20 protein-coding genes, 1 pseudogene and 1 riboswitch are annotated in these 25107 nt (G+C 72.1%); of the genes and pseudogenes, 7 read left to right on the forward strand and 14 right to left on the reverse strand.

The genetic code is table 11. The features are described from left to right. On the reverse strand, positions 1-1765 hold a 1765-nt coding region (locus ACFV6E_RS32280; protein WP_385466461.1), incomplete at its 3' end, for a GNAT family N-acetyltransferase. Between the two features lie 193 nt (positions 1766-1958). On the opposite strand from ACFV6E_RS32280, the gene ACFV6E_RS32285 reads away from it, so the two are divergent. Beyond that, a complete protein-coding gene (locus tag ACFV6E_RS32285; RefSeq protein ID WP_385159725.1) occupies positions 1959-2240 on the forward strand; it encodes an HPr family phosphocarrier protein in 282 nt (93 codons plus the stop codon). A 193-nt stretch (positions 2241-2433) separates the two neighbouring features. Here ACFV6E_RS32285 and ACFV6E_RS32290 read toward each other — a convergent pair whose 3' ends face one another. The 4 genes from ACFV6E_RS32290 to ACFV6E_RS32305 all read right to left on the reverse strand — a co-directional run bounded on the left by ACFV6E_RS32290 (position 2434) and on the right by ACFV6E_RS32305 (position 7289). Beyond that, positions 2434-3138 carry a GntR family transcriptional regulator gene (locus tag ACFV6E_RS32290; protein WP_385159723.1) on the reverse strand — a complete coding sequence of 235 codons (705 nt, stop codon included), beginning with the start codon at positions 3136-3138 and terminating at the stop codon, positions 2434-2436. Between the two features lie 226 nt (positions 3139-3364). After that, complete coding sequence (locus ACFV6E_RS32295) at positions 3365-4129, reverse strand: M23 family metallopeptidase (protein WP_385159721.1); 765 nt, start codon at positions 4127-4129, stop codon at positions 3365-3367. A gap of 12 nt (positions 4130-4141) precedes the next feature. Then, a riboswitch (cyclic di-AMP (ydaO/yuaA leader) is annotated at positions 4142-4302 on the reverse strand. Positions 4303-4539: 237 nt separating this feature from the next. Then, the gene (locus ACFV6E_RS32300) at positions 4540-5928 is read right to left on the reverse strand and encodes a M16 family metallopeptidase (protein ID WP_385466464.1); all 1389 of its coding nucleotides are present in this window, start codon (positions 5926-5928) and stop codon (positions 4540-4542) included. Then, positions 5925-7289 (reverse strand): M16 family metallopeptidase, encoded by a 1365-nt coding sequence (locus ACFV6E_RS32305; RefSeq protein ID WP_385159717.1) that lies wholly within the window; start codon positions 7287-7289, stop codon positions 5925-5927. Before ACFV6E_RS32305 ends, ACFV6E_RS32300 begins: the two co-directional genes overlap by 4 nt. A 420-nt stretch (positions 7290-7709) precedes the next feature. Here ACFV6E_RS32305 and ACFV6E_RS32310 point away from each other — a divergent pair, with 420 nt between their 5' ends. Next, the gene (locus tag ACFV6E_RS32310; RefSeq protein ID WP_385159715.1) at positions 7710-10166 is read left to right on the forward strand and encodes a DNA topoisomerase (ATP-hydrolyzing) subunit A; all 2457 of its coding nucleotides are present in this window, start codon (positions 7710-7712) and stop codon (positions 10164-10166) included. Positions 10167-10191: 25 nt separating this feature from the next. Here the strand turns inward: ACFV6E_RS32310 and ACFV6E_RS32315 are convergent, their stop codons facing one another. Then, positions 10192-11367 carry a CobW family GTP-binding protein gene (locus tag ACFV6E_RS32315; RefSeq protein WP_385466467.1) on the reverse strand — a complete coding sequence of 392 codons (1176 nt, stop codon included), beginning with the start codon at positions 11365-11367 and terminating at the stop codon, positions 10192-10194. A 233-nt stretch (positions 11368-11600) separates the two neighbouring features. After that, positions 11601-12749, reverse strand: a complete 1149-nt coding sequence (locus ACFV6E_RS32320) for a citrate synthase/methylcitrate synthase (RefSeq protein WP_385159712.1) — start codon at positions 12747-12749, stop codon at positions 11601-11603. Positions 12750-12873: 124 nt separating this feature from the next. Here ACFV6E_RS32320 and ACFV6E_RS32325 point away from each other — a divergent pair, with 124 nt between their 5' ends. The 4 genes from ACFV6E_RS32325 (at position 12874) to ACFV6E_RS32340 (ending at position 17747) form a co-directional block, all read left to right on the forward strand. Further along, positions 12874-14136, forward strand: coding sequence for a citrate synthase (locus ACFV6E_RS32325; RefSeq protein ID WP_385159710.1), 1263 nt, complete (start codon positions 12874-12876; stop codon positions 14134-14136). Between the two features lie 138 nt (positions 14137-14274). Then, entirely contained in the window at positions 14275-15219 is a 945-nt protein-coding gene (locus ACFV6E_RS32330) for a sucrase ferredoxin (protein WP_385466470.1), read from the forward strand. Between the two features lie 156 nt (positions 15220-15375). Beyond that, entirely contained in the window at positions 15376-17067 is a 1692-nt protein-coding gene (locus ACFV6E_RS32335; protein ID WP_385466473.1) for an ATP-binding protein, read from the forward strand. Then, a complete protein-coding gene (locus ACFV6E_RS32340; RefSeq protein ID WP_385466475.1) occupies positions 17067-17747 on the forward strand; it encodes a response regulator in 681 nt (226 codons plus the stop codon). Before ACFV6E_RS32335 ends, ACFV6E_RS32340 begins: the two co-directional genes overlap by 1 nt. Positions 17748-17766: 19 nt before the next feature. Here the strand turns inward: ACFV6E_RS32340 and ACFV6E_RS32345 are convergent, their stop codons facing one another. From ACFV6E_RS32345 to ACFV6E_RS32355, 3 genes are all read right to left on the reverse strand, one after another. After that, positions 17767-18831 carry an ABC transporter substrate-binding protein gene (locus ACFV6E_RS32345; RefSeq protein ID WP_385159702.1) on the reverse strand — a complete coding sequence of 355 codons (1065 nt, stop codon included), beginning with the start codon at positions 18829-18831 and terminating at the stop codon, positions 17767-17769. Positions 18832-18916: 85 nt separating this feature from the next. Continuing rightward, entirely contained in the window at positions 18917-19810 is an 894-nt protein-coding gene (locus ACFV6E_RS32350; protein WP_385159700.1) for an ABC transporter permease, read from the reverse strand. Then, complete coding sequence (locus ACFV6E_RS32355) at positions 19800-20615, reverse strand: ABC transporter ATP-binding protein (RefSeq protein WP_385159698.1); 816 nt, start codon at positions 20613-20615, stop codon at positions 19800-19802. The genes ACFV6E_RS32350 and ACFV6E_RS32355 overlap by 11 nt, the downstream gene beginning before the upstream one ends. Before the next feature lie 160 nt (positions 20616-20775). On the opposite strand from ACFV6E_RS32355, the gene ACFV6E_RS32360 reads away from it, so the two are divergent. Further along, positions 20776-21468 carry a response regulator gene (locus ACFV6E_RS32360; RefSeq protein ID WP_385159696.1) on the forward strand — a complete coding sequence of 231 codons (693 nt, stop codon included), beginning with the start codon at positions 20776-20778 and terminating at the stop codon, positions 21466-21468. A gap of 23 nt (positions 21469-21491) precedes the next feature. On the opposite strand, the pseudogene ACFV6E_RS32365 reads toward ACFV6E_RS32360, so the two are convergent. The 4 genes and pseudogenes from ACFV6E_RS32365 to ACFV6E_RS32380 all read right to left on the reverse strand — a co-directional run. After that, a pseudogene (locus ACFV6E_RS32365) lies at positions 21492-22446 on the reverse strand (cation acetate symporter); the annotation flags it as partial. 186 nt (positions 22447-22632) lie between these two features. Then, positions 22633-23310, reverse strand: coding sequence for a response regulator (locus ACFV6E_RS32370; protein ID WP_385159694.1), 678 nt, complete (start codon positions 23308-23310; stop codon positions 22633-22635). After that, positions 23307-24458 (reverse strand): sensor histidine kinase, encoded by a 1152-nt coding sequence (locus ACFV6E_RS32375; RefSeq protein ID WP_385466478.1) that lies wholly within the window; start codon positions 24456-24458, stop codon positions 23307-23309. The genes ACFV6E_RS32370 and ACFV6E_RS32375 overlap by 4 nt, the downstream gene beginning before the upstream one ends. Continuing rightward, positions 24455-25069, reverse strand: coding sequence for a DUF1453 domain-containing protein (locus ACFV6E_RS32380; protein WP_385466481.1), 615 nt, complete (start codon positions 25067-25069; stop codon positions 24455-24457). The genes ACFV6E_RS32375 and ACFV6E_RS32380 overlap by 4 nt, the downstream gene beginning before the upstream one ends. Between the last annotated feature and the right edge of the window lie 38 nt (positions 25070-25107).

A 25107-nucleotide genomic window follows, 5' to 3' on the forward strand; every position in this document is an offset into this window, starting at 1 on the left:
GCAGCGCCTCGGCCAGCGCTGCGTCGGCCGCCGAGGTCTCCCCCACCGCCGGGATGGCGGTCACCACGACCGCGTCGCAGGCGTCGTCGGCGAGCGCCCCGGCCAGCGCGCGGTGGAAGTCCTCCGCCGAGGCGGCCGTGGTCAGATCGGCGGGCGGCAGCGGCCGCAGCCCCTCGGCGAGGCAGGCGTCGTAGGTGAGCAGTCCCAGGGACTCCGAGTTCCCGAGGATCGCCACCCGGGGGCCGCGCGGGAGGGGCTGGCGGGCCAGCAGCAGGCCCGCGTCGACCAGCTCGGTGATCGTGTCGACGCGGATGACGCCGGCCTGGCGCAGCAGCGCGGAGACGGTCGCGTGCGGCAGCCGCGTGGCCCGGATCGCGTGTCCCTGGGGGGCCGCTCCGTGCCGTGCGCCCTGGACGACGACGACCGGCTTGACCGCCGCGGTCCGCCGCGCGAGCCGGGTGAACTTGCGCGGGTTGCCGATGGACTCCAGGTACATCAGGGCGACGTCGGTGTCCGGGTCCTCGTACCAGTACTGGAGTACGTCGTTGCCCGAGACGTCCGCGCGGTTGCCGGAGGAGACGAACGTGGACACGCCCGTGACGCCCGTGACGCCGCCGCCGCGGCGGTGCAGCCGGGAGAGCAGCGCGATGCCGATCGCGCCGGACTGGGCGAACAGGCCGGTGCGGCCGGTGCGCGGCATCTGAGGCGCGAGGGAGGCGTTGAGCCGCACGGTGGGCGAGGTGTTGATGACCCCGAACGCGTTCGGCCCGATGATGCGCATGCCGTACGTGCGGGCCTGGCGGACCAGGGCCCGCTGGCGCTCGCGTCCCTCGGGGCCGCTCTCCGCGTACCCGGCGGAGACGACCACGAGTCCTTGCACCCCGTGGGCGCCGCACTCCGCGACGGTCTCGGGCACCTGCTCGGCGGGGACGGCGACGACCGCGAGGTCGACGGGCTCGGCGATGTCGCGGACCGAGCGGTGCGCGGGGACGCCGTCGAGCTCCTTGTCCGCCAGCGCCCGGTTCACCGCGTACAGGCGGCCCGTGAAGCCGGCGTCGCGCAGGTTGTCCAGGACGCTGCGGCCCACCCCGCCGGGTGTGCGGCCCGCGCCGATGACGGCGACCGAGCCGGGGGCGAGCAGCCGCTGCACGGAACGGGCCTCGGCGCGCTGCTCGCGGGCCCACTGCACGGCGCGCGAGCGGTCGGTCGGCTCCAGGTCGAACTCGAGCCGTACGACGCCGTCCTCGAAGCTGCGCTTCTGGGTGTACCCGGCGTCCGTGAAGACCTTGATCATTTTGGTGTTGGCGGGCAGGACCTCGGCGGCGAAGCGGCGGATGCCGCGCTCCCGGGCGACGGCCGCGATGTGTTCGAGCAGGGCGGAGGCCACCCCGCGGCCCTGATGCGCGTCCTGCACGAGGAAGGCGACCTCGGCCTCGTCGGCGGGCGCGGAGGCGGGCAGGCCCTGGGCGTTGATCCGGTCGTAGCGCACGGTCGCGACGAACTCGCCGCCGATGGTGGCCGCGAGGCCGACCCGGTCGACGAAGTCGTGGTGCGTGAAGCGGCGCACGTCCTTGGCGGACAGCCGCGGGTAGGGCGCGAAGAATCGGTAGTACTTGGACTCGTCCGAGACCTGCTCGTAGAAGCTGACCAGGCGGTCCGCGTCGTCGACGGTGATCGGCCTGACGCGCGCGGTGCCGCCGTCGCGCAGCACCACGTCGGCCTCCCAGTGGGCGGGATACTCGTGCCGGTCCGACGAGGTCTGCATGGGCCCCAGAGTACGGCTCGCGTATGACAACGGCGCGGGGCAGGCTGGGGAGGCCCGGTCCCCCCGGGCGCGTACGCGGAGTGGACCCGCGCGGCCGGCGGCGGCCGGGAGCCCGCTCGGGGGCCGTCCGGGCATGCCGTACGGTATGGAACACTGGTCTAGACAACTTGAGTCACCTGAAGGGCAGCATCACATGGCTGAGCGCCGCGTCAACGTCGGCTGGGCCGAGGGCCTTCACGCCCGCCCCGCCTCCATCTTCGTCCGGGCGGCCTCGGCCTCCGGCGTCCCCGTGACCATCGCCAAGGCGGACGGCAACCCCGTCAACGCCGCGTCGATGCTCGCGGTCCTCGGCCTGGGCGCCCAGGGCGGCGAGGAGATCGTCCTCGCCTCCGACGCGGACGGGGCGGACGCCGCCCTCGACCGTCTCGCCAAGCTGGTCGCCGAGGGACTCGACGAGCTCCCCGAGACCGTCTGAGGCCGGACGCGGCACCGGCCGGGAAACACCGGCCGCACGCACGGCGAAGGGCCCGCCCGAATTACCGGGCGGGCCCTTCGCTTTTCCGCGCACCGGACGCACTTCCCGGCGAAAAGCGGACGAACGCAGAGCGGGAAAGGGCAGCAGAAATTATCCCCCGCGAATTACTTCCCCTTTGTATACGGCGCTTTTGTTAATGCCGCAGACCCGTCATGTTTACGCCAGGTTGCGAAGTCCTCACACGGTCCTGGCGGTCCGCGGCGTCGCCCCTGCCGGTGAAGCGGAGCCGGTGCGCGGCGCTCGCGCGCTCCGTGTGCAGCGCGGTCGCCGCCCGCGCCCGCTCGCTGTCCCCGCGCGCCACGGCGTCCACGATGCCGCCGTGCTCCGTCCAGGACTCCGCCGGGTCGGCGGGCGTCTCCACCGCGTACATCCAGGCGATCTTGCGCCGCAGCTGGGCGAGCGTCGCGGTCAGGGCGGGGCTCCCGGACGCCTGGGCGAGCGTCTCGTGGAACCAGTTGCCCAGGGAGCGCAGATCCTCGCTGTGGCCCCGCCTGGCCCGCTCCTGCCCCAGCCTGACCAGGCCGCGCAACACCTTGAGGTGCGCCTCGGTGCGGCGCTGGGCGGCCCGGGCGGCGGCCAGCGGCTCCAGCAGGATGCGCATCTCCAGCAGGTCGGTGCCCTCCTGCTCGGTGGGTTCGGCCACGCACGCGCCGGCGTGCCTGCGGGTCACGACGAAGCCCTCGGCCTCCAGGGTGCGCAGCGCCTCGCGCACGGGCACCCGGGAGACGCCGTAGCGGCGCGCCAGCAGTTCCTCGGTCAGGCGGCTGCCGCGCTCGTAGACACCCGCGACGATGTCATCACGGATCGCCGTGCATACCGAGTGCGCCGGAATGCGCATGAGCGGACCTCCGCCTTAATCCCCGCGAAACGCGGTCGATTGACGCTTGTTCGGCGACTCTATTGCAACGTCGCGGTATTTCCGATGGCGGGCTTGAATCCATGGATATTTTTTGGACATTCGGCGGCCGGAAACGACGAGGACCCCGGCCCAGGGGGCCGGGGTCCTGCGATGTCGTCCACGCGCGCGTGGGCGGGTGCGGGGCACCCGCGCGTGCGGCCGTGCGTCAGAGGGACACGCCGTGCGAGCGGAGGTAGGCGACGGGGTCCACGTCGGAGCCGTACTCGGCGGTCGTCCGGGCCTCGAAGTGGAGGTGGGGTCCGGTGACGTTGCCGGTGGCCCCGGAGAGGGCTATCTGCTGGCCGGCGGTGACGGTCTGCCCGACGGAGACGCCGATGGACGACAGGTGCCCGTACATCGTGTACGTGCCGTCGTGCATCTTCAGGACGACCTGGTTCCCGTACGCGCCGCCCCAGCCGGTCGTGACGACGGTGCCCGCGCCGACGGCGTGCACGGCGGTGCCGGAGGCGGCGTGGAAGTCGACGCCGGTGTGGGTGCCGGAGGACCAGAGGCTGCTGCTGCTCTGGTAGGCGGTGGAGACGTACGATCCGGTGATCGGCAGCACGAAGGTGTTCAGGCGCTTGCGCTCGGCGGCGCGGGCGGCCCTGGCCTCGGCCTCGAGCTTGCGCTCCGCCTCCGCCTCGGCCCGCTTCCTCGCGGTCTGCTCGGCCTTCTCCACGGCGGCGGCCTGCTCGGCGGCGTACTGCTGGGCGGTGGCCTGCGCGCCGACCTCCTCGGCGACCGAGTCGCCGATGGTGACGGCCTTCGTCAGCCCGGTCTGCTGGACCGACTCGCTCGCGGCGAACGCGGGGGCGGCCAGGGTTCCGATGACACCGGTGGTGGTGAGCGCCGCGACGCCCGCCGCACTCTTGGTCGTGCGGTTGATCCGGCTCGGACGACGATGCTTCCCGGTGACACGGGTGAGCGCCATGTAGGGGCTGGTCCTTTCCTTCCCTCTCGCCTACCGGGTTAGCTGACGGGTTCGGAGCAGGAAGGTCTCCTACGGGCCCCCTGTGGGGAGGGTGCCCGATTCACCCCAGGGACGTGATGCGGGTCCCCGGCTCCCCTGGCTCGCGCCGTACGGGGACTCGGCGATGACTGTCCGGTGCCGCGGGTGCGGCGCACTGCCCGACGAACAGCCGGACTGACGCTAAGCGAGGCGCCTTTCGATCAACAAACGGATCAGCGTTTTTGTAGCGCACGCCACAGGGCGGAAAGGCAACTCCCCTGCCAATACGGACAAAGCGAGGGCCCGGCCCGGGCCCCATTCCGGGCAGAACGGGGCCCTGGTGACCGATCGGTCACCAGGGCCCCCGGGGGACGGCGTCTTCCCGGCGGCTCCTACTCTGCCGTCACGACGCTCACTTCGCCGATGCCGAGCGCCCTGACGGGCTCCGCGATCTGCACGGCGTCGCCCACCAGGACGGTCACCAGGCGGTCGACCGGGAAGGCGTTCACGACGGCCGCGGTGGCCTCCACGGTGCCCGCCGCGGCCAGCTCCCGGTACAGCGCCGACTGGTAGTCGTCCGGCAGGTGCTGCTCGACCTGGTCCGCGAGCGTGCTCGCCACGGCCGCCGCCGTCTCGAACTTCAGGGGCGCGACACCCACCAGGTTCTGCACGGCGACGTCCCGCTCCGCGTCGGTCAGGCCCTCGGCCGCCAGGGTGCGCAGCACCTTCCACAGGTCGTCGAGGGCGGGACCGGTGTTGGGCGTGTCCACGGAGCCGCTGATGGCGAGCATCGCGGCGCCCGAGCCGTCCGGGGCCGAGCGCAGCACCTGGCCGAACGCCCGCACCCCGTAGGTGTATCCCTTCTCCTCGCGCAGGACGCGGTCGAGCCGCGAGGTGAGGGTGCCGCCGAGGCAGTAGGTGCCGAGCACCTGCGCGGGCCACACCCGGTCGTGCCGGTCGGCCCCGACGCGGCCGATGAGGAGCTGCGTCTGCACGGCGCCCGGACGGTCGACGATGATCACGCGGCCCCGGTCGTCGGCGGTCACCGGCGGCACCGGGCGCGGCTGGGCGGACGAGCCGGTCCAGCTCCCCAGGGTGTCGGCGAGGAGCGCGTCCAGGTCGACCCCGGTGAGGTCGCCGACGACCACGGCGGTGGCCGTGGCCGGGCGTACGTGCTTCTCGTAGAAGGCGCGCACGGCCGCCGAGTCGATGTTCTTGACGGTCTCCTCGGTGCCCTGGCGGGGGCGCGACATGCGCGAGCCGGCCGGGAACAGCTCCCGGGAGAGCTCCTTGGCGGCGCGGCGGGCCGGGTTGGCGGTCTCGTGCGGGATTTCGTCGAGGCGGTTGGTCACCAGCCTCTCGACCTCGCCGTCCTCGAACGCCGGGGCCCTGAGGGCGTCGGCGAGCAGACCGAGGGCCTTGGGCAGCCGGGAGACCGGCACTTCGAGGGAGAGCCGCACACCCGGGTGGTCGGCGTGCGAGTCGAGCGTGGCGCCGCAGCGCTCCAGCTCGGCCGCGAACTCCTCGGCGGAGTGCTTGTCGGTGCCCTCGGAGAAGGCCCGCGCCATGATCGTGGCCACGCCGTCGAGACCGACGGGCTCGGCGTCCAGGGGCGCGTCGAGAAGCACCTCGACGGCCACGACCTGCTGGCCCGGGCGGTGGCAGCGCAGCACCGTCAGGCCGTTGTCCAGGGCACCACGGCCCGGGGCCGGGAACGCCCACGGCCTGGCCTCGCCGGCCTGGGGCTCTGGGTGGAAGTCCATGCTCGCGAGCTCGGTCACTTGGCCGACTCCTCGTCCTCGTCGGTGGCCTCGGCAGCTGCCGCCTCGGCCTCTTCCGCGGCGACCGGCTCGTAGACGAGCACCGCGCGGTTGTCGGGGCGCAGCCGGGCCTCGGCGACCGCGCGCACCTCTTCGGGCGTCACTTCGAGGACGCGCTGTACGGCCGTCAGCGCGAGCTGCGGGTCACCGAACAGGACGGCGTACCGGCACAGTTCGTCGGCGCGCCCCGCGACCGTGCCGAGGCGGTCCAGCCACTCGCGCTCCAACTGGGCCTGGGCGCGCTCCATCTCCTCCGCCGTCGGGCCCTCCGCGGCGAACCGGGCGAGCTCCTCGTCGACGGCGGCCTCGATGACCGGCACCTCGACGTCGCCGGAGGTCTTCACGTCCAGCCAGCCCAGGGACGGCGCCCCGGCCAGCCGCAGCAGCCCGAACCCGGCCGCGACGGCGGTGCGGTCGCGGCGGACCAGCCGGTTGTACAGCCGGGAGGACTCGCCGCCGCCGAGGACGGTGAGCGCCAGGTCGGCGGCGTCCGACGCGCGCGTGCCGTCCTCCGGGAGCCGGTAGGCGGCCATCAGCGCGCGGGCCGGGACCTCCTCCTCGACGACCTCGCGCAGCTCCTGGCCGATGACGTCCGGCAGGGAGCCGTCACGCGGGGCGGGCTTGCCGTCGTGCCCCGGGATGGAGCCGAAGTACTTCTCGATCCAGGCGAGCGTCTGCCGCGGGTCGATGTCACCGACCACCGACAGGACGGCGTTGTTGGGCGCGTAGTACGTGCGGAAGAACGCGCGGGCGTCCTCCAGGGTGGCCGCGTCCAGGTCCGCCATCGACCCGATCGGGGTGTGGTGGTACGGGTGGCCCTCCGGGTACGCGAGCGCCGTCAGCTTCTCGAAGGCGGTCCCGTAGGGCACGTTGTCGTAGCGCTGGCGGCGCTCGTTCTTGACGACGTCGCGCTGGTTCTCCATCGACTCGTCGTCGAGCGCGGCGAGCAGCGAGCCCATGCGGTCGGCCTCCAGCCAGAGGGCGAGCTCGAGCTGGTGGGCGGGCATGGTCTCGAAGTAGTTGGTGCGCTCGAAGCTGGTGGTGCCGTTGAGCGAGCCGCCCGCGCCCTGGACCTTCTCGAAGTGGCCGTTGCCGTGCACCTGGTGAGAGCCCTGGAACATCAGGTGTTCGAAGAGGTGGGCGAGGCCGGTGCGGCCCGCCACCTCGTGGCGGGAGCCGACGTCGTACCAGAGGCACACCGCCGCGACCGGGGTCAGGTGGTCCTCGGAGAGCACCACGCGCAGGCCGTTGGCCAGGCGGTGCTCGGTCGCTGTCAGGCCGCCGGAGCCTGCCTCAGCTGTGGCCGTGTGACCCATGGGCATGTACGTCCCTTCGATCGCGGGAAACTGCCGAATCCCTGTCGGTCCTGCCACTGTATGCAAGCGCGCGGACGGCTGGCGAAGTTCCCGCACCAGCTACGCCGTGAGCGAGACCCGGGTGCCCCGCGAACAGGACTCACGTACGACCGCGGCGGGACGCGCCTACGCGCGCGCAGGTGCCTCCGGGGCGTTCCGGAGGCGGGTGCCGGGGGCTCGGTCGGGGGCGGGGACGGGTTGGTCCGGGGGCGTGGCCGCCGGACGTGGAGGGACGGGTTCCGGGAGGCGGTCCGGGGTGGGAACGGACGGGTTCCGGGAGCCGGTCCGGGGTGGGAACGGACGGGTCGTGGTCCGCGTTGTCAGTACGGCGGTCCACAATGGTGCGCGTCAGATCCCGTTCATGTTGGTGAAGGAGCCGCAGCAGCGATGGCCCGCCGCAGCACGAAAACCCCGCGACCCGACGACGACGCTGCCTTCGAGGAGCGGATCCTCGACATCGACGTCGTCGACGAGATGCAGGGCTCCTTCCTCGAGTACGCCTACTCGGTCATCTACTCCCGAGCCCTGCCGGACGCCCGCGACGGCCTCAAGCCCGTGCACCGCCGCATCGTCTACCAGATGAACGAGATGGGCCTGCGCCCCGACCGCGGCTACGTGAAGTGCGCCCGCGTCGTCGGCGAGGTCATGGGCAAGCTGCACCCGCACGGCGACGCGTCGATCTACGACGCCATGGTGCGCCTCGCCCAGCCCTTCTCCATGCGCCTGCCCCTGGTCGACGGCCACGGCAACTTCGGCTCGCTGGGCAACGACGACCCGCCGGCCGCCATGCGGTACACCGAATGCCGGATGGCCGACGCCACGTCCCTGATGACGGAGTCGATCGACGAGGACACCGTCGACTTCGCCCCGAACTACGACGGCCAGGAGCAGGAGCCCGGCGTCCTCCCCGCGGCGTACCCGAACCTGCTGGTGAACGGCGCCTCGGGCATCGCCGTCGGCATGGCGACCAACATGCCGCCGCACAACCTGGGCGAGGTCATCGCGGCCGCCCGCCACCTGATCCGCCACCCGGGCGCCGACCTCGACACGCTGATGAAGCACGTCCCGGGCCCCGACCTGCCCACGGGCGGGCAGATCGTCGGCCTCCCCGGCATCCGGGACGCGTACGAGAAGGGCCGCGGCACCTTCAAGATCCGCGCCACGGTGGCGGTGGAGAACGTGACGGCGCGCCGCAAGGGCCTCGTCGTCACCGAGCTGCCCTTCACCGTCGGCCCGGAGAAGGTGATCGCCAAGATCAAGGACCTGGTCGGCAGCAAGAAGCTCCAGGGCATCGCCGACGTCAAGGACCTCACGGACCGCGCGCACGGCCTGCGCCTGGTCATCGAGATCAAGAACGGTTTCGTGCCGGAAGCGGTCCTGGAGCAGCTCTACAAGCTGACGCCGATGGAGGAGTCCTTCGGCATCAACAACGTCGCCCTGGTGGACGGCCAGCCCCTCACCCTGGGCCTCAAGGAGCTGCTCGAGGTCTATCTGGACCACCGCTTCGACGTCGTGCGCCGCCGCAGCGAGTTCCGGCGCACCAAGAAGCGTGACCGGCTGCACCTGGTGGACGGCCTGCTGATCGCCCTCCTCGACATCGACGAGGTCATCCGGCTGATCCGCTCCAGCGAGAACTCCGCGCAGGCGAAGGAGCGCCTGATGGGCCGCTTCTCGCTCAGCGAGGTCCAGACGCAGTACATCCTGGACACGCCGCTGCGCCGGCTCACCCGGTTCGACCGCATCGAGCTGGAGAGCGAGCGCGACCGGCTGAACGGCGAGATCGACGAGCTAACCGGCATCCTCGAGTCGGACGCCGAGCTGCGCAAGCTGGTCTCCGGGGAACTGGCGGCGGTGGCCAAGAAGTTCGGCACGCCGCGGCGCACGACCCTGCTGGAGTCCTCCGGCGTCCCCGCCGCGACCGTCCCGCTCCAGGTCGCCGACGACCCCTGCCGGGTGCTCCTGTCGTCCACGGGCCTGCTCGCCCGTACGGCCAACGGGGACCCCTTCGAGAAGGGCGGCAAGCGCGCCAAGCACGACCTGATCGTCTCCGCCGTCCCCGCTACGGCGCAGGGCGAGATCGGCGCGGTCACCTCCGGCGGGCGGCTGCTGCGGATCAACGTCATCGACCTGCCCCAGCTCCCCGAGACGGCCACCGCGCCGAACCTGTCGGGGGGCGCGCCGATCTCCGAGTTCCTCACGCTGGAGGGCGACGAGAGCGTGGTCTGCCTGACGACGCTCGACGAGTCGTCGCCGGGCCTGGCCCTCGGCACGCAGCAGGGCGTCGTCAAGCGCGTGGTGCCCGACTATCCCTCGAACAAGGAGGAGCTGGAGGTCATCACGCTCAAGGACGGCGACCGGATCGTCGGCGCGGCCGAGCTGCGCACCGGCGAGGAGGACCTGGTCTTCATCACGGACGACGCCCAGTTGCTGCGCTACCAGGCCGCACAGGTCCGCCCGCAGGGCCGGCCCGCCGGTGGTGTGGCGGGCGTCAAGCTCACCGAGGGCGCCAAGGTGATCTCGTTCACGGCGGTCGACCCGGCGGTGGACGCGGTCGTGTTCACGGTGGCGGGCTCCCGCGGCACCCTGGACGACTCGGTGCAGACGACCGCGAAGCTGACGCCGTTCGACCAGTACCCGCGCAAGGGCCGTGCCACGGGCGGCGTGCGCTGCCAGCGGTTCCTGAAGGGCGAGGACTGCCTGTCGCTGGCCTGGGCGGGACCCGCCCCGGCGCGGGCCGCGCAGAAGAACGGCGCGCCGGCCGAGCTGCCCGAGGTGGACCCGCGCCGCGACGGCTCCGGGGTGTCCCTGGCGAAGACGGTGTCGGTGGTGGCGGGACCGGCGTGACCGGCAGGGCCGGCGTGACCGGGGGTCAGCCCTCCGGGTCCGGCTCGGCGCCGTCTTCCGGCTCCGCGCCGCCGGGCTCGTGTACGTCCGGCTCCTGAACGTCCGGCTCCTGAACGTAGCGGAGGACGCCCCACATGCTGTGCTCGTCGGCGTGCGGGACGTCCTCCTTGCATGCCTGGAGTCCCTTGAGGAGGGCATCGGCGTCGATGCCGGAGCCGATGAGCACGAGCTGGGTGACGCGCCCGGCGGCGCCGTGGGGGTCACGGGCGCTGCTCCAGGGCTCCGGGTAGAAGCGCAGGAACCGGCCGACGGCGTGCACGGCGTAGCGGTTGCGGGGGTCGTGGGCGCCGAAATCGACGTACCCCTTGATGCGGTACAGGCCGCCGGGCCGGCTGTCCAGGAAGTCCATCAACCGGCGCGGGTGCAGCGGCACTTCCGAGGTGAAGGAGACGGCGTCGTACGCGCTGTGCAGATGGGCGTGGGAGGCGTGCACGCCCTCGTCGGGGCCGGTGTCACCGGGTCCGGGGCCGGTCCCGCCGGGCTCGTCGCCGTGGAGGTGCAGGTCGTCGAAGGAGAGCTGCCCGATGCGCTCCCGGGACGGCCGGCAGTCGAAGAGGAACTCGGGGTCGATACGTCCGTAGGTGGCGGGGACGACGGCGGCGCCCGCGGTCAGCTCCCGGACCAGCCGGAGCACCGCGTCGCCGTCCGGCGCCCGGTCGACCTTGTTGACCACGACGAGGTCGGCGATGCCGAGGTGGCGTTCGATCTCCGGGTGCCGCTCGCGCGTGCTGTCGAACTCCGCGGCGTCCACGACCTCCACGAGCCCGCCGTACACCACTCGCGGGTTCTCGCTGGCGAGCACCATCCGCACCAGTTCCTGCGGCTCCGCGAGTCCGCTCGCCTCGATGACGACGACGTCGACACCGGCTGACGGCCGGGCCAGCCGCTCCAGGTAGACGTCGAGCTCACTGGCGTCGACGGCGCAGCACAGGCAGCCGTTGCCGAGGGACACGGTGGAGTCGCCGAGCGCCCCGGCGACCGCCATCGCGTCGATCTCGATGGCTCCGAAGTCATTGACGATCGCGCCGATCCGGCTGCCTCCGCTGCGGTGCAGCAGTTGGTTGAGCAGCGTGGTCTTGCCGGAACCGAGGAATCCGGCGAGGACCACGACGGGGATCTGATGCGGACTCGGCTGGCTCAACGTGCGCCCTTCCCGTGCCGCTGCGTGCACCGGCTCGTGTACCTGTGCCCGTGCACGGGAAGCTCCGTGTGCCTGTTTCCGCGCGCGGGACGTATGCCGACCAAGGATACGAGGGCGGAGCGGGCGCGAGACGGGCGCGAGGCGACGGAGTGCCAGGGGCGGCGCCGGGCGGCGTCAGGGGCGTCGAGGCATGTCAGAGGCGTTGAGGCGGTCAGGGCGTTGAGGGCGTCGGCTCATGCCGCCGGTACGGCGGTCGGCGCGCTCGGGCCCACGTAGCGGGCCGCCGGGCGGATGATCTTCGAGTCCTCGGCCTGTTCGAGGATGTTGGCGCTCCAGCCGACGACCCGGGCGGCGGCGAAGGTCGGCGTGAACATCTCCCGGGGCAGCCCGCACAGCTCCATGACCACACCGGCGTAGAACTCCACGTTCGTGTGCAGCTCACGGCCGGGCTTGAGCTCGGCGAGGATCGCCTCCACCTGGCGTTCGACCTGGACCGCGAAGTCGACCAGCGGGCCGCCGAACCGCTGGGCGATCTCCCGGAGCATGCGGGAGCGGGGGTCCTCGGTGCGGTAGACGGGGTGGCCGAAGCCCATGATGCGGTCACCGGCGAGGACGCGCTCGCGGATCCAGGGGTCGATGCGTTCGGGGGTGCCAATGGCGTCGAGCGTGTCCAGGGCGCGGCTGGGAGCACCACCGTGGAGAGGCCCTGACAGTGCCCCGACCGCGCCGGTCAGACAGGCGGCGACGTCCGCTCCGGTGGAGGCGATCACCCGCGCGGTGAAGGTGGACGCATTGAACCCATGGTCAATGGTTGAGATGAGATATTGCTCGACCGCACGCGCACGCTCCGCGTCCGGCTCCGAACCCGTCAACATGTACAGGTAGTTGGCCGCGTACGACAGGTCGTCACGCGGCTCGACCGGCTCCAGCCCCTGCCCCAGCCGGTACAGCGCGGTGAGCAGCGTCGGTACGGCGGCGGACGCGGCGAGGGTGTCCGCGCGGCGCCGGCCGGCGTCGATGTCGTACAGCGGCCGGAAGCCGAGGGAGGCGCCGAGCAGCGACAGCGCCGTGCGCATGGCGGCGAGCGGGCCGCTCCGGCCGCCGGCGGCGGCGAGCGCGGGCAGTGCCGCCCGTACGTCGTCGGGCAGGCGGCGCAGCGCGGCCGTCTCGCGGGTGAACACGTCCCGGCGGGCGGCGTCGGGCAGTTCGCCGAGGACCAGCAGGTGCCAGACATCCTCGAAGCAGCGGGTGCCGGCGAGTTCGACGGCGGAGTACTGGCGGTAGTGGTAGAAGCCCTCGAGTCCTCTGACGTCTCCGAGCACGGTGTCGGTGACGACGACGCCGGCGAGTCCACGGGGCACGTCGACTGTGTGGTTCGGCATTGTTTCTCCTCCTCGACTTGATCAGACTGTCCATCCTTGACTAAATTGCTGTCAATATTGATTGAATCAATGCAAATAACTGGACAGGCAAGACAGTGCACCTCGACATGGATACGGTGGCGCCATGAGGGATCAGGAAGCGTCGCCCCACGCCCGCGACACGGCACGGCGGCTCACCACCAGAGAGACCGCCGACCTGCTCGGCGTGAAGCCCGAGACCGTGTACGCGTACGTGAGCCGCGGCCTGCTCGGCAGCCGACGCGACCCGGGCGGCCGGGGCAGCACCTTCGACGCCAAGGAGGTCGAGGCGCTGGCCCGGCGCAACAGGCGCGAAGTGTCCGGCGGTTCGGGCACGGGCGGCGAACTGTCCGTCCGTACGCGCATCACGCTGATCGACAAGGACCGCTACTACTTCCGCGGCGTGGACGCGACCGAGCTGGCCGCGCGGCACTCCTACGAGGAGATCGCGGAGTGGCTGTGGACCGGACGGCTGCGCCCCGGCGTCACCTTCACCGCGCCCGAGGCGTCCGTCGCCGTGGCCCGGCGCGCCGTGCAGGCCCTTCCCGAGCACAGCGGTCCGACCGACCGGCTGCGGGTCGCGGCGATCGCCGCCGCCACCGCGGACCCGCTGCGCTTCGACCTGTCCGAGGACGTGGTCCTCGGTACCGCGCGCGCCCTCATCCCCACCCTCGTCCACGCCCTGCCGCCGCTGCGCCACGACCACCGCGACGAGGGCCCGCTGGCCCGCCGCCTGTGGGCGCGGCTCACCGGCCGGCTGCCCGACGAGAAGTCGCTGCGGGTGCTCGACCTGGCGCTCGGGCTGCTGGTGGACCACGACCTCGCCGCGTCGACCCTGGCGGTCCGCGTCGCCGCCTCGGCCCGTGCCCACGCCTACGCGGCGGTGTCCGCGGGCCTCGGCGTCATCGAGGGGCCGCTGCACGGAGCGGCCAGCGGGCTGGCCCACCGGCTGCTCCTGGACGTCCTCGACAGCGGCGACGCGGTTCCCGTGATCGCCGAGGAGCTGCGGGCCGGCCGCCGCATCCCGGGGCTCGGGCACCGTCTCTACCCCGGCGAGGATCCACGCGCGCGTGCCCTGTTCGCCGCCCTGGAGGACCTCCCGGAAGCCGCTTCCGCCCTGGCCGCCGCCCGGGACATCGTGGCCACGGCCGCCCGGCGCACGTCCCTGCACGCCAACGTGGACCTGGCTCTGGCCGTCCTCACCGTCGCCTCCGGCATGCCCGCCAGCGCCGGCGAGACCGTCTTCGCCGTCGCCCGTACGGCCGGCTGGATCGCACACGCCCTGGAGGAGTACGACGAGCGGCCGCTGCGGATGCGGCCGAGCGGCGTCTACGTGGGAAACAGGCCGCCGCAGCCGCTGCCGGAGTGAGCGGCCGTCCCTCAGCGACCGCCCTCCTCCCCCTCGGCCGGGCGCCCGCACCGCTCCCACCTGCCGGTTTCCTCGCGGTCTTGGCCCGGTGCCCGCCCCGGGAGGCCGAGGCTCGCGAGTCAGGTTAGGCTCACCTATGTGAGTACGTGCACGGCCGCGTCGCAAGGGCTCGACGAGCCTCTCGCGGGGACCGCGGCCACCGCGAGGACATGGCTGCTGATCGAGCAGCCCGGGCCGTGGGGCGTCAAGGCGCTCACCTCGAGCCGTCTCGACCCGGCGATCGGCCGCGCGCTCGAAGCCGCCGCGGCGGGCACCGGCGTACGCGTCGCCCTCATCCGGCGTTCCGGCCGCCACGCCGACCGCGGCGCCACGGCCCGACGGCAGGTGTACGCGGCCCACACCGTTCCCGGAAACGTATGGCTGCACGGCGCTACGACGGCCGACCCCGAGCGCCTGCTCGACCTCGACTTCCACGCGCTCGGCATGGGCGACCGGCACACCTTTGACAGCGTGCTCCAGGGCGCGCCGCACACCGGCGACCCGCTCGCCCTCGTCTGCACCAACGGCAGACGCGACCGTTGCTGCGCCCTGCTGGGCCGCCCGCTCGCCGCGGAGCTGGCCGCCTCCGACGTGGAGGGTGTCTGGGAGGTCACCCACCTGGGCGGCCACCGCTTCTCACCCACGCTGCTCGTCCTCCCGTTCGGCTACGCCTACGGGCGGGCCGAGGCCCATCACGTCAAGGAGGTCCTCCAGGGCGTGCGCGAGGGCCGTGTCGTCGCCGAGGGCTGCCGCGGCCGCTCGGCCTGGCAGCGCCCCGCGCAGGCGGCCGAACTGGCGGTCCGCACGGTTGCGCGGGAGTACGCGGCCGACAGGCTGACCGTGGTCCGCACCGACGGCGCAGCCCCGCGCTGGGAGGTCACGGTCGCCCACACCGACGGCCGTCTCTGGCGGGTCGCCGTGGCCCAGGGCGAGTCGCTGCCGCCCCGCCCGGAGAGCTGCGGCTCCGCCCTCGGCTCCCCGGCCCGGATGGACGTGACGGGCGTCAGGGAGCTCCAGGAGACGGCGTTGGCCGTACCGGCCTGACGCGGGTCGGGTACCGCGACTGCCGCGTGCGGTGAGGCGGAGCCGCCACGTCCGGTGAGGCGAAGCCGCCGTGTCCGTGAGGCTCGGCCGCCCCACCGCGAAGATCCGCGCCACGCGCGCGCGAGGTCGCCGCCCCGCCCCCGTACCGTCGTACACATGAGCCCCACCGCCCCTGCCCGACGGCTGCGCCCGCATCTGCCCCGGCGGATGTTCTCGCAGGTCCTGCTGATGCAGCTGGCGATCGCCGCCGGGGTCGCCGTGCTCGCGACCGGGCTGTTCCTGGCGCCGCTCAGCGCGCAGCTCGACGACCAGGCGATGCGGCGCGCGCTCGCGATCGCGCAGACCACGGCCGCCCAGCCGCAGATCGCCGAGGACCTGCGGTCCACCCGGCCGACGGCCGGCGGACCCGTGCAGCGCGAGGCGGAGCGGATCCGCAGGGCCAGCGGGGCCGAGTACGTCGTGGTGATGAACATGGATGGCGTGCGCTGGTCGCACACCGACCGGACGCAGATCGGCAAGGTCGTCTCGACGGACCCGAGCCGGGCCCTGGCCGGCCGGGACGTCATGGAGATCGACAGCGGCACCCTGGGCCGCTCGGCCCGCGGCAAGGTACCGCTGCGGGACAGCGCCGGCACCGTCGTCGGCGCCGTCTCGGTCGGCATCGAGTACGACAGCGTGCGCGCCCGGCTGATACACGCGATCCCCGGCCTCTTCGCGTACGCGGGAGGAGCCCTGGCCGTCGGCGCGCTGGCCGCCTATCTGATCTCCCGCAGAGTGCAGCGACAGACCCGTGACCTGGCCTTCTCCGATATCTCGGCGCTCCTGGCGGAGCGTGAGGCCATGCTGCACGGCATCCGCGAGGGGGTCGTCGCCCTGGACCGCGGCGGCCGGGTACGGCTCCTCAACGACGAGGCGCAGCGCCTGCTGGGGCTGGGCACCGAGGCCATCGGACGGCCGCTCGACGACGCCCTGGGGCCCGGCCGTACGACCGACGTCCTGGCGGGGCGGGTCACGGGCACCGACCTGCTCACCGTCCGCGGCCAGCGCGTCCTGCTCGCCAACCGGATGCCCACCGACGACGGCGGCGCCGTCGCCACCCTGCGGGACCGCACCGAACTGGAACAGCTCGGCCGGGAACTCGACTCCACCCGCGGTCTCATCGACGCCCTGCGCGCCCAGGACCACGAGCACGCCAACCGCATGCACACCCTCCTGGGACTGCTGGAACTGGAGATGTACGACGACGCCGTGGAGTTCGTCGGCGAGGTGGTGGGCGATCACCGGGCCACCGCCGAGCAGGTCACCGAGAAGATCCACGATCCGCTGCTCGCCGCTCTGCTGGTGGGCAAGGCCACGGTCGCGGCGGAGCGCGGGGTCGCGCTGTGGATCGCGGACGGGACGCTGCTGCCGGACCGGCTGATCGATCCCAGGGGGCTGGTCACCGTCGTCGGCAATCTCGTCGACAACGCGCTGGACGCGGTCGCGGGCACACCGCACGCGCGCGTGGAGGTCGAGTTGCGTGCCGAGGGACGTACCGCCGTGCTGCGGATCCGGGACACCGGGCCCGGCGTTCCGGCCGATCGCCGTGAGCTGGTCTTCACCGAGGGCTGGTCCACCAAGGAGCCCCCGGCACACGGGAAGCGCGGTATCGGTCTCGCGATGGTCCGCCGGCTCGCCGAACGACAGGGCGGCAGCGCGCGGGTGACGGAGGCGGCGGGCGGCGGCGCGGAGTTCGCCGTGGTGCTGCCGGAGGCGCTGGCAGCGGACATTGACAAGTCAACAGGCACTGTGGACACCACAGGCACCGCAGACACAAAGGGCATCGCAGACACCGGAGAGAAGTCCTGATGATCGAGGTACTGGTCGTGGACGACGACACCCGGGTGGCCCGGGTCAATGCCGCCTACGTGGGCAAGGTGGCCGGCTTCCAGGTCGCTGGCGAGGCCCACACCGCCGCCGAGGCGCTGCACCGGATGGAGACGCTGCCACGTCTCGACCTGGTGCTCATGGACCACTATCTGCCGGACGACACGGGGCTCTCGGTCGTCCGGGAGATGCGCCAACGCGGCCGGCGGACCGACGTCATCATGGTGACCGCGGCACGGGACGTCGCGACCGTGCAGGAGGCCATGCGGCAGGGCGCGTTGCAGTACCTCGTCAAGCCGTTCGCCTTCGCGGGCCTGCGCGCCAAGCTGGAGGCGTACGCGGAGCTGCGCCGGACCCTCGACGGCGGCGGCGAGGCCGAACGGGCCGAGGTGGACAGGTTGTTCGGCGCCCTCTCGACGGGCGCCGAGCCCGGCCTGCCCAAGGGGCACTCCCCCACCACGGCCGAACTCGTCCGCCGGGCCCTGGTGAGCGCCGAGGGGCCGCTGTCGGCTCAGGAGGTCGCGGAGGTCACCGGACTCAGCCGGCAGACGGCGCAGCGCTATCTGAAGCTCCTGGAGCGCACCGGCCGGGCCAGGCTGACCCTCAGGTACGGCGAGGCGGGCCGCCCGGAGCACCGCTACGTCTGGGCGACCCGCGCCTGAGCACCGGCGGGGCGGCTGGTCAGCCGGAGGTGTCCGGCGCCGCTTCGACGAACTCCGTGGTGTAGGTCCTGTCCAGGTCGACGTCGGCGTTCTTGATGTTGGGGTTGAACGCCTTGAGCACCCTCTCGACGGTCTCGGGACCGTTCTCGGGCATCACGCCGTCGTCGGTGAACATGGGCAGCGTGCTCTGGATCGCCTCGGCGTACAGCGCCTTGTCGCCCTGCTGGTAGTCGGCGGGCATCTCGGCGGCGATCTCGTCGGCGCTGTGCGAGGACATCCACCGCAGTGTCTTCACGAAGGCGTTGACGAGCTTCTGGACCGTCTTCTTGTGGTCATTGACCCAGTCCGTCTGCATGTAAAGACTTGACGACGGATAGGGGCCGCCCAGCGCCTTCTGTGACCCCTCCGGGGTGCGCATGTCGACGAGGACCTTGCCGAGCTTCTTCTCCATGATCGTCGCGACGGTCGGGTCCGTCGTCATCCCGCCGTCGATGGCCCCCTTCTCCAGGGCGGAGATGAAGGTGGGTCCGGCTCCCACGGCGACCGGTGTGAACTCGCTGACCTTCACGCCGTTCTTGACCGCCAGGTACTTGGTGAGGAAGTCGGTCGACGAGCCGAGCCCGGTGACACCGAGCTTCCGGCCCGCGAAGTCCCCGGGCGAGGTGATGTCGTCCGCCCGCCGGGTGCCGACGATCTCCACCTCCCCGGGGGCGTGCGAGAACTGCACCACGGACTCCACGTGCTTGCCCTTGGTCTGGAGGTCCAGCGTGTGGTCGTAGAAGCCGACGGCTCCCTGGACCTGCCCCGAGACGAGTGCCGTCTCGGCCTGCACACCGGCCGGCTCGCTGAGGAGTTCGACGTCCAGCCCCTCCTTCTCGAAGTAGCCGAGCCGCTGGGTGAGCATGGCTGGCAGGTAGATGACCTTGTCCAGGCCGCCGACCATGATCTTGACGTGTTCTCCCTTGCCGCTGCCCCCGCCGCCGGAGTGGGCCGTCGAACTGGCCTTGTCGGCGCAGGCGGTGAGCGAGGAGAGGGCGAGCAGACCGGCGGTGGCGAACGCCGTGAATCTGACGGACTTGCGCATGTTCGGTCACGTCCTTGCGGTAGAGGCACGTCTGACGGGGTGCTCTCGGTGGGGGCGGGGCGAGCGGGTGAGGCGTACGTCCGGGTCAGCGCTCGGCGTCCGAGGGCTTCCAGCGGAAGATGCGGCGCTCGGCGAAGGTGAGGATCCCCTCGGCCAGCAGTGCGACGACGGCGAGGATGACCATGGCGGCGTACACACCGGCCGCGTTGAAGGTGCCCTGCGACTGCGCGACGAGCAGACCGATCCCCTTGGTGGCGCCGATGTACTCGCCGACGATGGCGCCGATGAGCGCGAAGCCGAAGCTGACGTGCAGGCTGGTGAAGATCCACGAGGTGGCGGACGGGATCACCACCTGGAACGTCACCCGGCGGTCGCTCGCCCCGAGGATCCGCGCGTTGGCCACCAGGTTGCGGTCGACCTCCCGGGCGCCCTGGAAGGCGTTGAAGAAGACCGGGAAGAAGACGAGGACCACGGCCGACGCGACTTTGGAGGCGGGACCGAGCCCGAACCAGATGACAAAGATCGGCGCGAGGACGATCCGCGGTATGGAGTTGAGCACCTTGATGTATGGACCAAGAACGTCGGCGAGCAAGGTGATCCGCCCCAGAGCAATGCCCAGCACGACACCCGCCACCACACCGATGAGCCAGCCGAGCAGTGCCTCGTAGAGCGTGTACCAGATCTGCTCACCGAGGGAGCCGAGGGCGGTTCCCTGAGTCACCCAGGTCCATATCTGGTCCCAGATCTTCGACGGCATCGAGAAGTTGAACGGATCGATGACCTCGGTGCGCGAGAGCAGTTCCCACAGACCGAGCACGGCGACGAGGAGCAGCGCGCGGACGGCAGAGACGAGCACCTTGCGTCGGCGGGCGGCCCTGGCGCGGGAGCGGGCGCGCTCCGGCTTCCCCGCCCCGTCCGCCTGGGTGACCGCGTCGGCGGCCGGCGTCATGACGCCCCCGGGTACCAGTTCAGGCGACATCGGCGGCGCCTCTCTCCCGGGTGATGCGGACCTCTTCGCCGAGGGACTCCCAGATCTCGCGGTAGATCTCGATGAACCGCGGCTCCAGGCGCACCGATTCGACCTTGCGCGGCCGCGGCAGGTCGATGTCGAAGACCTGCTTGACGGTGGCGGGTCCCGCGGTCATGACGACGACCTTGTCCGCCAGTGCGATCGACTCCTCCAGGTCGTGGGTGACGAAGACGACGGAGGCGCGCGTGCCCTCCCACAGCTCCAGCAGTTCGTCCGACATCAGGGCCCTGGTCTGCACGTCGAGCGCCGAGAACGGTTCGTCCATGAGCAGGATCTCGGGGTCGTTGACGAAGGTGGCGGCGAGGGCGACCCGTTTGCGCTGGCCACCGGAGAGCTGGTGCGGATAGCGGTCCTCGAAGGCTTCGAGCCCGACCCGCCCGAGCCATTCCCGGGCCCTGCTCCTGGCCTCGGCCTTGGCCACACCGCGGAAGCGCGGGCCGGCCATCACATTGGACAGGACCGTGCGCCACGGGAAGGTGGCGTCCTGCTGGAAGACGAAGCCGATCTTGTCACCGACGCCGGTGACCGGTTCGCCGGCCACCAGCACCTCGCCTTCGGTGGGCTCCTCCAGACCGCTGACGAGGGTCAGGGTGGTCGACTTGCCACAGCCGGTGGGACCCACGACGGCCACGAACTCCCCGCGGCCCACCGTCAGATCCAGCCCGCTGACGGCCGTGTGCAGTCCCCCTGACGGAGTGGCGAAGACCTTGCTCGCGCCCCGCAGTTCGATGGCGGGGCCGGTGTCCGGTTTCATGGCCGGGACCGTAGACGTGGCACGCGCCACAGCAGCAGTCTTCTGTGCACAAGGTCTTCTTCTGCTTGCAAGAGTCTGTTGTGCTCGTTCTGCTCGCGCTACAACAACGGAGCCGAAACACGGGCGCAACGCTCGGACGGCCTTGACGGAAAGAGGCCCGATGATTGACGTCCTGGTCGTGGACGACGACTTCCGCGTCGCTGAGATCAACGCGAGATACGTGGGCAGGGTTCCCGGATTCCGGGTGGCCGCCCGCGCGCACAGCGCCTCCCAGGCACTGACCGCTCTGGAACGCGCCCCCATGGACCTGGTGCTGCTCGACCACTACCTGCCCGACCGTACGGGCCTCGAACTGGTCCACCAGATGCGCGAACGCGGCCACGGCACCGACGTCATCATGATCACCGCGGCCGGTGACGTGGAGACCGTACAGGCGGCGATGCGCGTGGGCGCCCTGCACTATCTGATCAAGCCCTTCACCTTCGCCGCCCTGCGCACCCGCCTCGACTCCTACGCCGCGCTGCGCCGCACCGTCGCCCGGGTCGGCGGCCAGGGCACGGCCGGACAGGAACAGGTCGACCGCATCTTCGGCGCGCTGCGCACGACGTCCGCACCCTCCTCCCCCGGCCTGCCGAGCGGCCACTCCGAACCGACCACGGACCTCATCTGCGGCGTACTGCACCGCGCCGAGCACCCGCTGTCGGCCCACGAGGTCGCCGCCGAGACCGGCCTCAGCCGCTCCACCGCCCAGCGCTATCTGCGCCATCTGGAACAGGCCGGCCGGCTCCGCCTCTCCCTCAAGTACGGTGAGACGGGCCGCCCCGAGCACCGGTACGCGTGGGTGGCGCCATAACCGGCGGCCCTTCGCCGGTGCCGTCAGGCCGCTCCGGCTCCGGTGAGCGACCGGACCTCGATCTCCGCGTGTTTCGCCTCGTCCGGCGGCTCCGCCGAGGTGACCGTGCCCAGCCAGCCCGCGAGGAAGCCCAGCGGGACGGAGACGAGACCGGGGTTCTCCAGCGGGTCAACCCCGGGGAGAGCGATCCGGGGCTGCCCGACACCACCGGTGACAGCACCACGAGGAGCACCGCGGGCACCAGACCGCGGTACACGGCCCACACCGCGCCGCGCGTGGTGAAGCTCCGCCAGAACAGCGAGTACAGCAGGACCGGCAGGTTCGCGGACGCGGCCACCGCGAAGGCGAGGCCGACCACGAAGGCCACGTTCAGGTCGCGCGCCGGCAGTCCGAGGCCGATCGCGACTACGCCGATGCCGACCGCGGCGACGCGCGCCGCCGCCACCTCGCCGCGCGGCTCCGCACGCTTCCGGCTGAACGACGCGTACAGGTCGTGAGCCACGGACGCCGAGGAGGCGAGCGTGATCCCGGCGACCACCGCCAGGATCGTGGCGAAGGCGATCGCCGCCACCACTGCGAACAGAACCGTTCCTCCAGTGGAAGCCGCACCGCCGCCGAGATCGAGCGCGAGGAGCGGGACGGCCGTGTTCCCGGCCTCGTTCGACGCCCGCACGGCCCGCAAGCCGACGATCGCGGCCGCCCCGAACCCCAGCACGATCGTCATCAGGTAGAAGCCGCCGATCAGCCCGATCGACCAGACCACCGAACGGCGCGCGGCCCGAGCGGTCGGCACGGTGCAGAAGCGGGACAGGATGTGCGGCAGCCCGGCCGTGCCGAGCACCAGGGCAAGGCCCAGGCTGATGAAGTCCAGCCGCGCCCGTCCAGTCCCCGCCGTACTTCAGGCCCGGCGCCAGGAACGCCTCCCCCGTGCCCGCTCCGCGCCGCCGCCGTACGCAACAACTGGTCGAAGTCGCCGTACCCCGCGTCCCGGGTCTCCGCCGCACGGTCAGGGCCTTCACCACCCCCGTCAACCCCCTCGGCCGGACTCACAGGATCCTCGCCGCTCACACCACGACGGCCGGTCGTCGACCGCATGCCCCAGGATGGGCAGAGCGGGCAGATCCCGGACTCTTCAATCGGGGCGCTTCACCCCATCAGGTGACTTCACTTCCGCGGCGGCCGCACCAGCCCCTTCCCGTAGGCGTAACGGACCGCCTGCGCACGGTCCTTGAGCCCTGCCTTGGCGAACAGATTGTTGATGTGGGTCTTCACCGTGGCCGTGGACACATGCAGCCGCCGGGCGATCTCCTGGTTGCTGAGGCCGTCGGCGATCAGCACGAGCACCTCAGCCTCCCGCGCAGTGAGCCCGTCCGGCGCCTCTTCCACCACCGCCGGTTCCGGCTCCGACAGCCGCTCCAGCAGCCGCCGTTGAATGCTCGGCGACAGCCCCGCGTCCCCGGACAACACGCTCTCCACCGCCCGTACGATCTCGTCGCCGCCCGCGTCCTTGGTGAGGTAGCCCCGGGCTCCGGCCCTGATGGCGGGGAACAGCGACTCGTCGTCCGCGTAGGTGGTCAGCACGACGACCTGCGTACCGGGGTGCTCGGCTCTGATGCGCCGGGTCGCCTCGACGCCGTCGCACCGCGGCATCCTCAGGTCCATCAGGACGACATCCGGCGCGAGCTCGCCGACGAGCGCCAGGGCCTCGTCCCCGTCGCCGGCCGCGCCCACCACCTCGATGCCGGGCAGCAGCCCCAGCAGCATCACGATGCCCTCACGGACCACGGTCTGGTCGTCCGCCACGACGACCCGTGCCGGCTTCCGCTCAGCCTCCTGCGTCATACCGGCACCTTCAGTGTCACCGCGAACCCCTCCTCCTGCGGCCCCGCCTCCAGAGAGCCGCCCAGCAACTCGGCACGCTCCCGCATACCCAGCAGACCGTATCCGGCGCCGGAGCCGGCCAGTTCCCCCGGCGGGCCGCCCGAGTCCCGCACGTCCAGCCGCACTTGATGCTCGCCGTACTCCAGCCGGAGGTGGACTCTGGCGCCCGGCGCGTGCTTGCGGGCGTTCGTCAGCGACTCCTGCGCCACTCTGCGTACCGCCTGTGACGCCTCCGCCGACATCGGTCTCCTCTCACCCGTCACGGTGACGTCCGCTCCGTCGGCCGTGGCGACGAGTTCGCTCAGGAAGTCCTCCAGGGGAGACAGTTCCCCGCGCAGCGCGGAGAGCGCCTGCCGGGTCTCGGCCAGGCCCTCCCGGGCCATCCCCCGAGCCGCCACCACACGGTCGAGGATCTTGTCCCGGTCGGCGTCCCGCTCGATCAGCAGGCGGGCCGCTTCCAGGTGTACCAACTGCGCCGAGAGGCTGTGCGCCAGCACATCGTGGATCTCGCGGGCAATTCTCGCCCGCTCGGCGAGCGCGGCGGACTCCGCCTCGGCCACCCGCGCCGCCCGCTCCTGCGCGAGCAGCCGCTGAGCACCGCCGCGGGCCTCCGCGTCCAGGCGCAGCACGTAGCCGGCCAGGGCCAGCCCGGCCGTCGTGGCCACAGTCGTGAGCCATCCGTCGTCGGCGGCCGCCGCGTACACGCTCAGCGACACGGCCGTGACGGGCAGCGCGGCCATGAGCGGCAACCGCTCGATGGCGATGACCGCGCACCCGCACCACAGGACGAAGGCCGGCGACCGGAACCCCGATGACAGGGCCACCACGGCCATGACGAACAGCAGGACCAACAGCCCCAGCGAGGGCGGCAGACGATGCTCGAGCGTGGTCCGGAAGTAGGCCACGACAGCGGCCCCGCACAGAACCACTCCCAGGATCGCGGTGGCTACGCCCCAGCCCTCCAGGTGGCTGTCGGAGAACGTCGCCCACAGGAAGAAACCGAGCGTGATCAGACGCGCCGCCAGGCCGAACGCACGCCTGGCCGGGGTCACGCCCACGCCGGACAATGCCTCGCGGCTCGGCCAGCGCGTCCAAGCGTTCTCCGTCACAGGCGGTCCTTCCACGAGCCCCGCGCCACGCGGTCACCGTACGCCGAGCTCCGTGCGTACGCCGCGCCCGGTGCCGACGCGGCGCCCGGTACGAACGCCGTGCCCGGTGCGGGCGCCCCAGCCTGCGCGGGTGCCGGGGTCTGTACGGGCGCCGGGCGCACCGACTGCGAGCGCCAGGTCAGCAGTCCGGCGCGGACGAGCAGAGTGGCGGCGAGGGTGAGCAGCAGGCCGGATGTGTCCTGGCGGACGCCGAGCAGCAGGCCTATTCCGTAGAGCCCTCCGCGCAGGCCCATGCCGGCGAACCAGACGGCGACACTCGCTTTGGTGCCCTTGCTCCACACGGTTCCGTCGGGGTCCGCCCATATCCGCGTGGTCCATGCCCAGCCGGCTCCCATGGCCAGGCCGATGAGCACTTCGATGCCGAGCAGGAAGATCGCCAGTATCCGGTGGTGGGGGTCGATGATGTCCGGCTCGCGCAGGGCCAGGAAGGCCAGGACGACGGGCAGGACCCACCAGCGCCTGTCCTCGCCGAGCCTGCTCGTGCGGAACTGGCGCGCGATCATGAGGACGACGGCGGCGGCGACGGCCAGAGCGGTGACGAGCCCGGACATGCGGACCTCCGAGGGCGACGAGGGCGGCTGTCGGCAGC

Origin of the sequence: Streptomyces sp. NPDC059785 (assembly GCF_042732375.1) — a bacterium.
Lineage (GTDB): Bacteria > Actinomycetota > Actinomycetes > Streptomycetales > Streptomycetaceae > Streptomyces.

What these genes read in the sequence shown, in the direction of transcription:
- ACFV6E_RS32305 (WP_385159717.1), bottom strand. Translation starts at nt 7,289, where the DNA reads ATGCCCATGGGTCACACGGCCACAGCTGAGGCAGGCTCCGGCGGCCTG.
- ACFV6E_RS32370 (WP_385159694.1), bottom strand. Translation starts at nt 23,310, where the DNA reads ATGACGCAGGAGGCTGAGCGGAAGCCGGCACGGGTCGTCGTGGCGGAC.
- ACFV6E_RS32290 (WP_385159723.1), bottom strand. Translation starts at nt 3,138, where the DNA reads ATGCGCATTCCGGCGCACTCGGTATGCACGGCGATCCGTGATGACATC.
- ACFV6E_RS32350 (WP_385159700.1), bottom strand. Translation starts at nt 19,810, where the DNA reads ATGTCGCCTGAACTGGTACCCGGGGGCGTCATGACGCCGGCCGCCGAC.
- ACFV6E_RS32345 (WP_385159702.1), bottom strand. Translation starts at nt 18,831, where the DNA reads ATGCGCAAGTCCGTCAGATTCACGGCGTTCGCCACCGCCGGTCTGCTC.
- ACFV6E_RS32335 (WP_385466473.1), top strand. Translation starts at nt 15,376, where the DNA reads ATGAGCCCCACCGCCCCTGCCCGACGGCTGCGCCCGCATCTGCCCCGG.
- ACFV6E_RS32355 (WP_385159698.1), bottom strand. Translation starts at nt 20,615, where the DNA reads ATGAAACCGGACACCGGCCCCGCCATCGAACTGCGGGGCGCGAGCAAG.
- ACFV6E_RS32320 (WP_385159712.1), bottom strand. Translation starts at nt 12,749, where the DNA reads ATGCCGAACCACACAGTCGACGTGCCCCGTGGACTCGCCGGCGTCGTC.
- ACFV6E_RS32285 (WP_385159725.1), top strand. Translation starts at nt 1,959, where the DNA reads ATGGCTGAGCGCCGCGTCAACGTCGGCTGGGCCGAGGGCCTTCACGCC.
- ACFV6E_RS32360 (WP_385159696.1), top strand. Translation starts at nt 20,776, where the DNA reads ATGATTGACGTCCTGGTCGTGGACGACGACTTCCGCGTCGCTGAGATC.
- ACFV6E_RS32380 (WP_385466481.1), bottom strand. Translation starts at nt 25,069, where the DNA reads ATGTCCGGGCTCGTCACCGCTCTGGCCGTCGCCGCCGCCGTCGTCCTC.
- ACFV6E_RS32325 (WP_385159710.1), top strand. Translation starts at nt 12,874, where the DNA reads ATGAGGGATCAGGAAGCGTCGCCCCACGCCCGCGACACGGCACGGCGG.
- ACFV6E_RS32340 (WP_385466475.1), top strand. Translation starts at nt 17,067, where the DNA reads ATGATCGAGGTACTGGTCGTGGACGACGACACCCGGGTGGCCCGGGTC.
- ACFV6E_RS32310 (WP_385159715.1), top strand. Translation starts at nt 7,710, where the DNA reads ATGGCCCGCCGCAGCACGAAAACCCCGCGACCCGACGACGACGCTGCC.
- ACFV6E_RS32295 (WP_385159721.1), bottom strand. Translation starts at nt 4,129, where the DNA reads ATGGCGCTCACCCGTGTCACCGGGAAGCATCGTCGTCCGAGCCGGATC.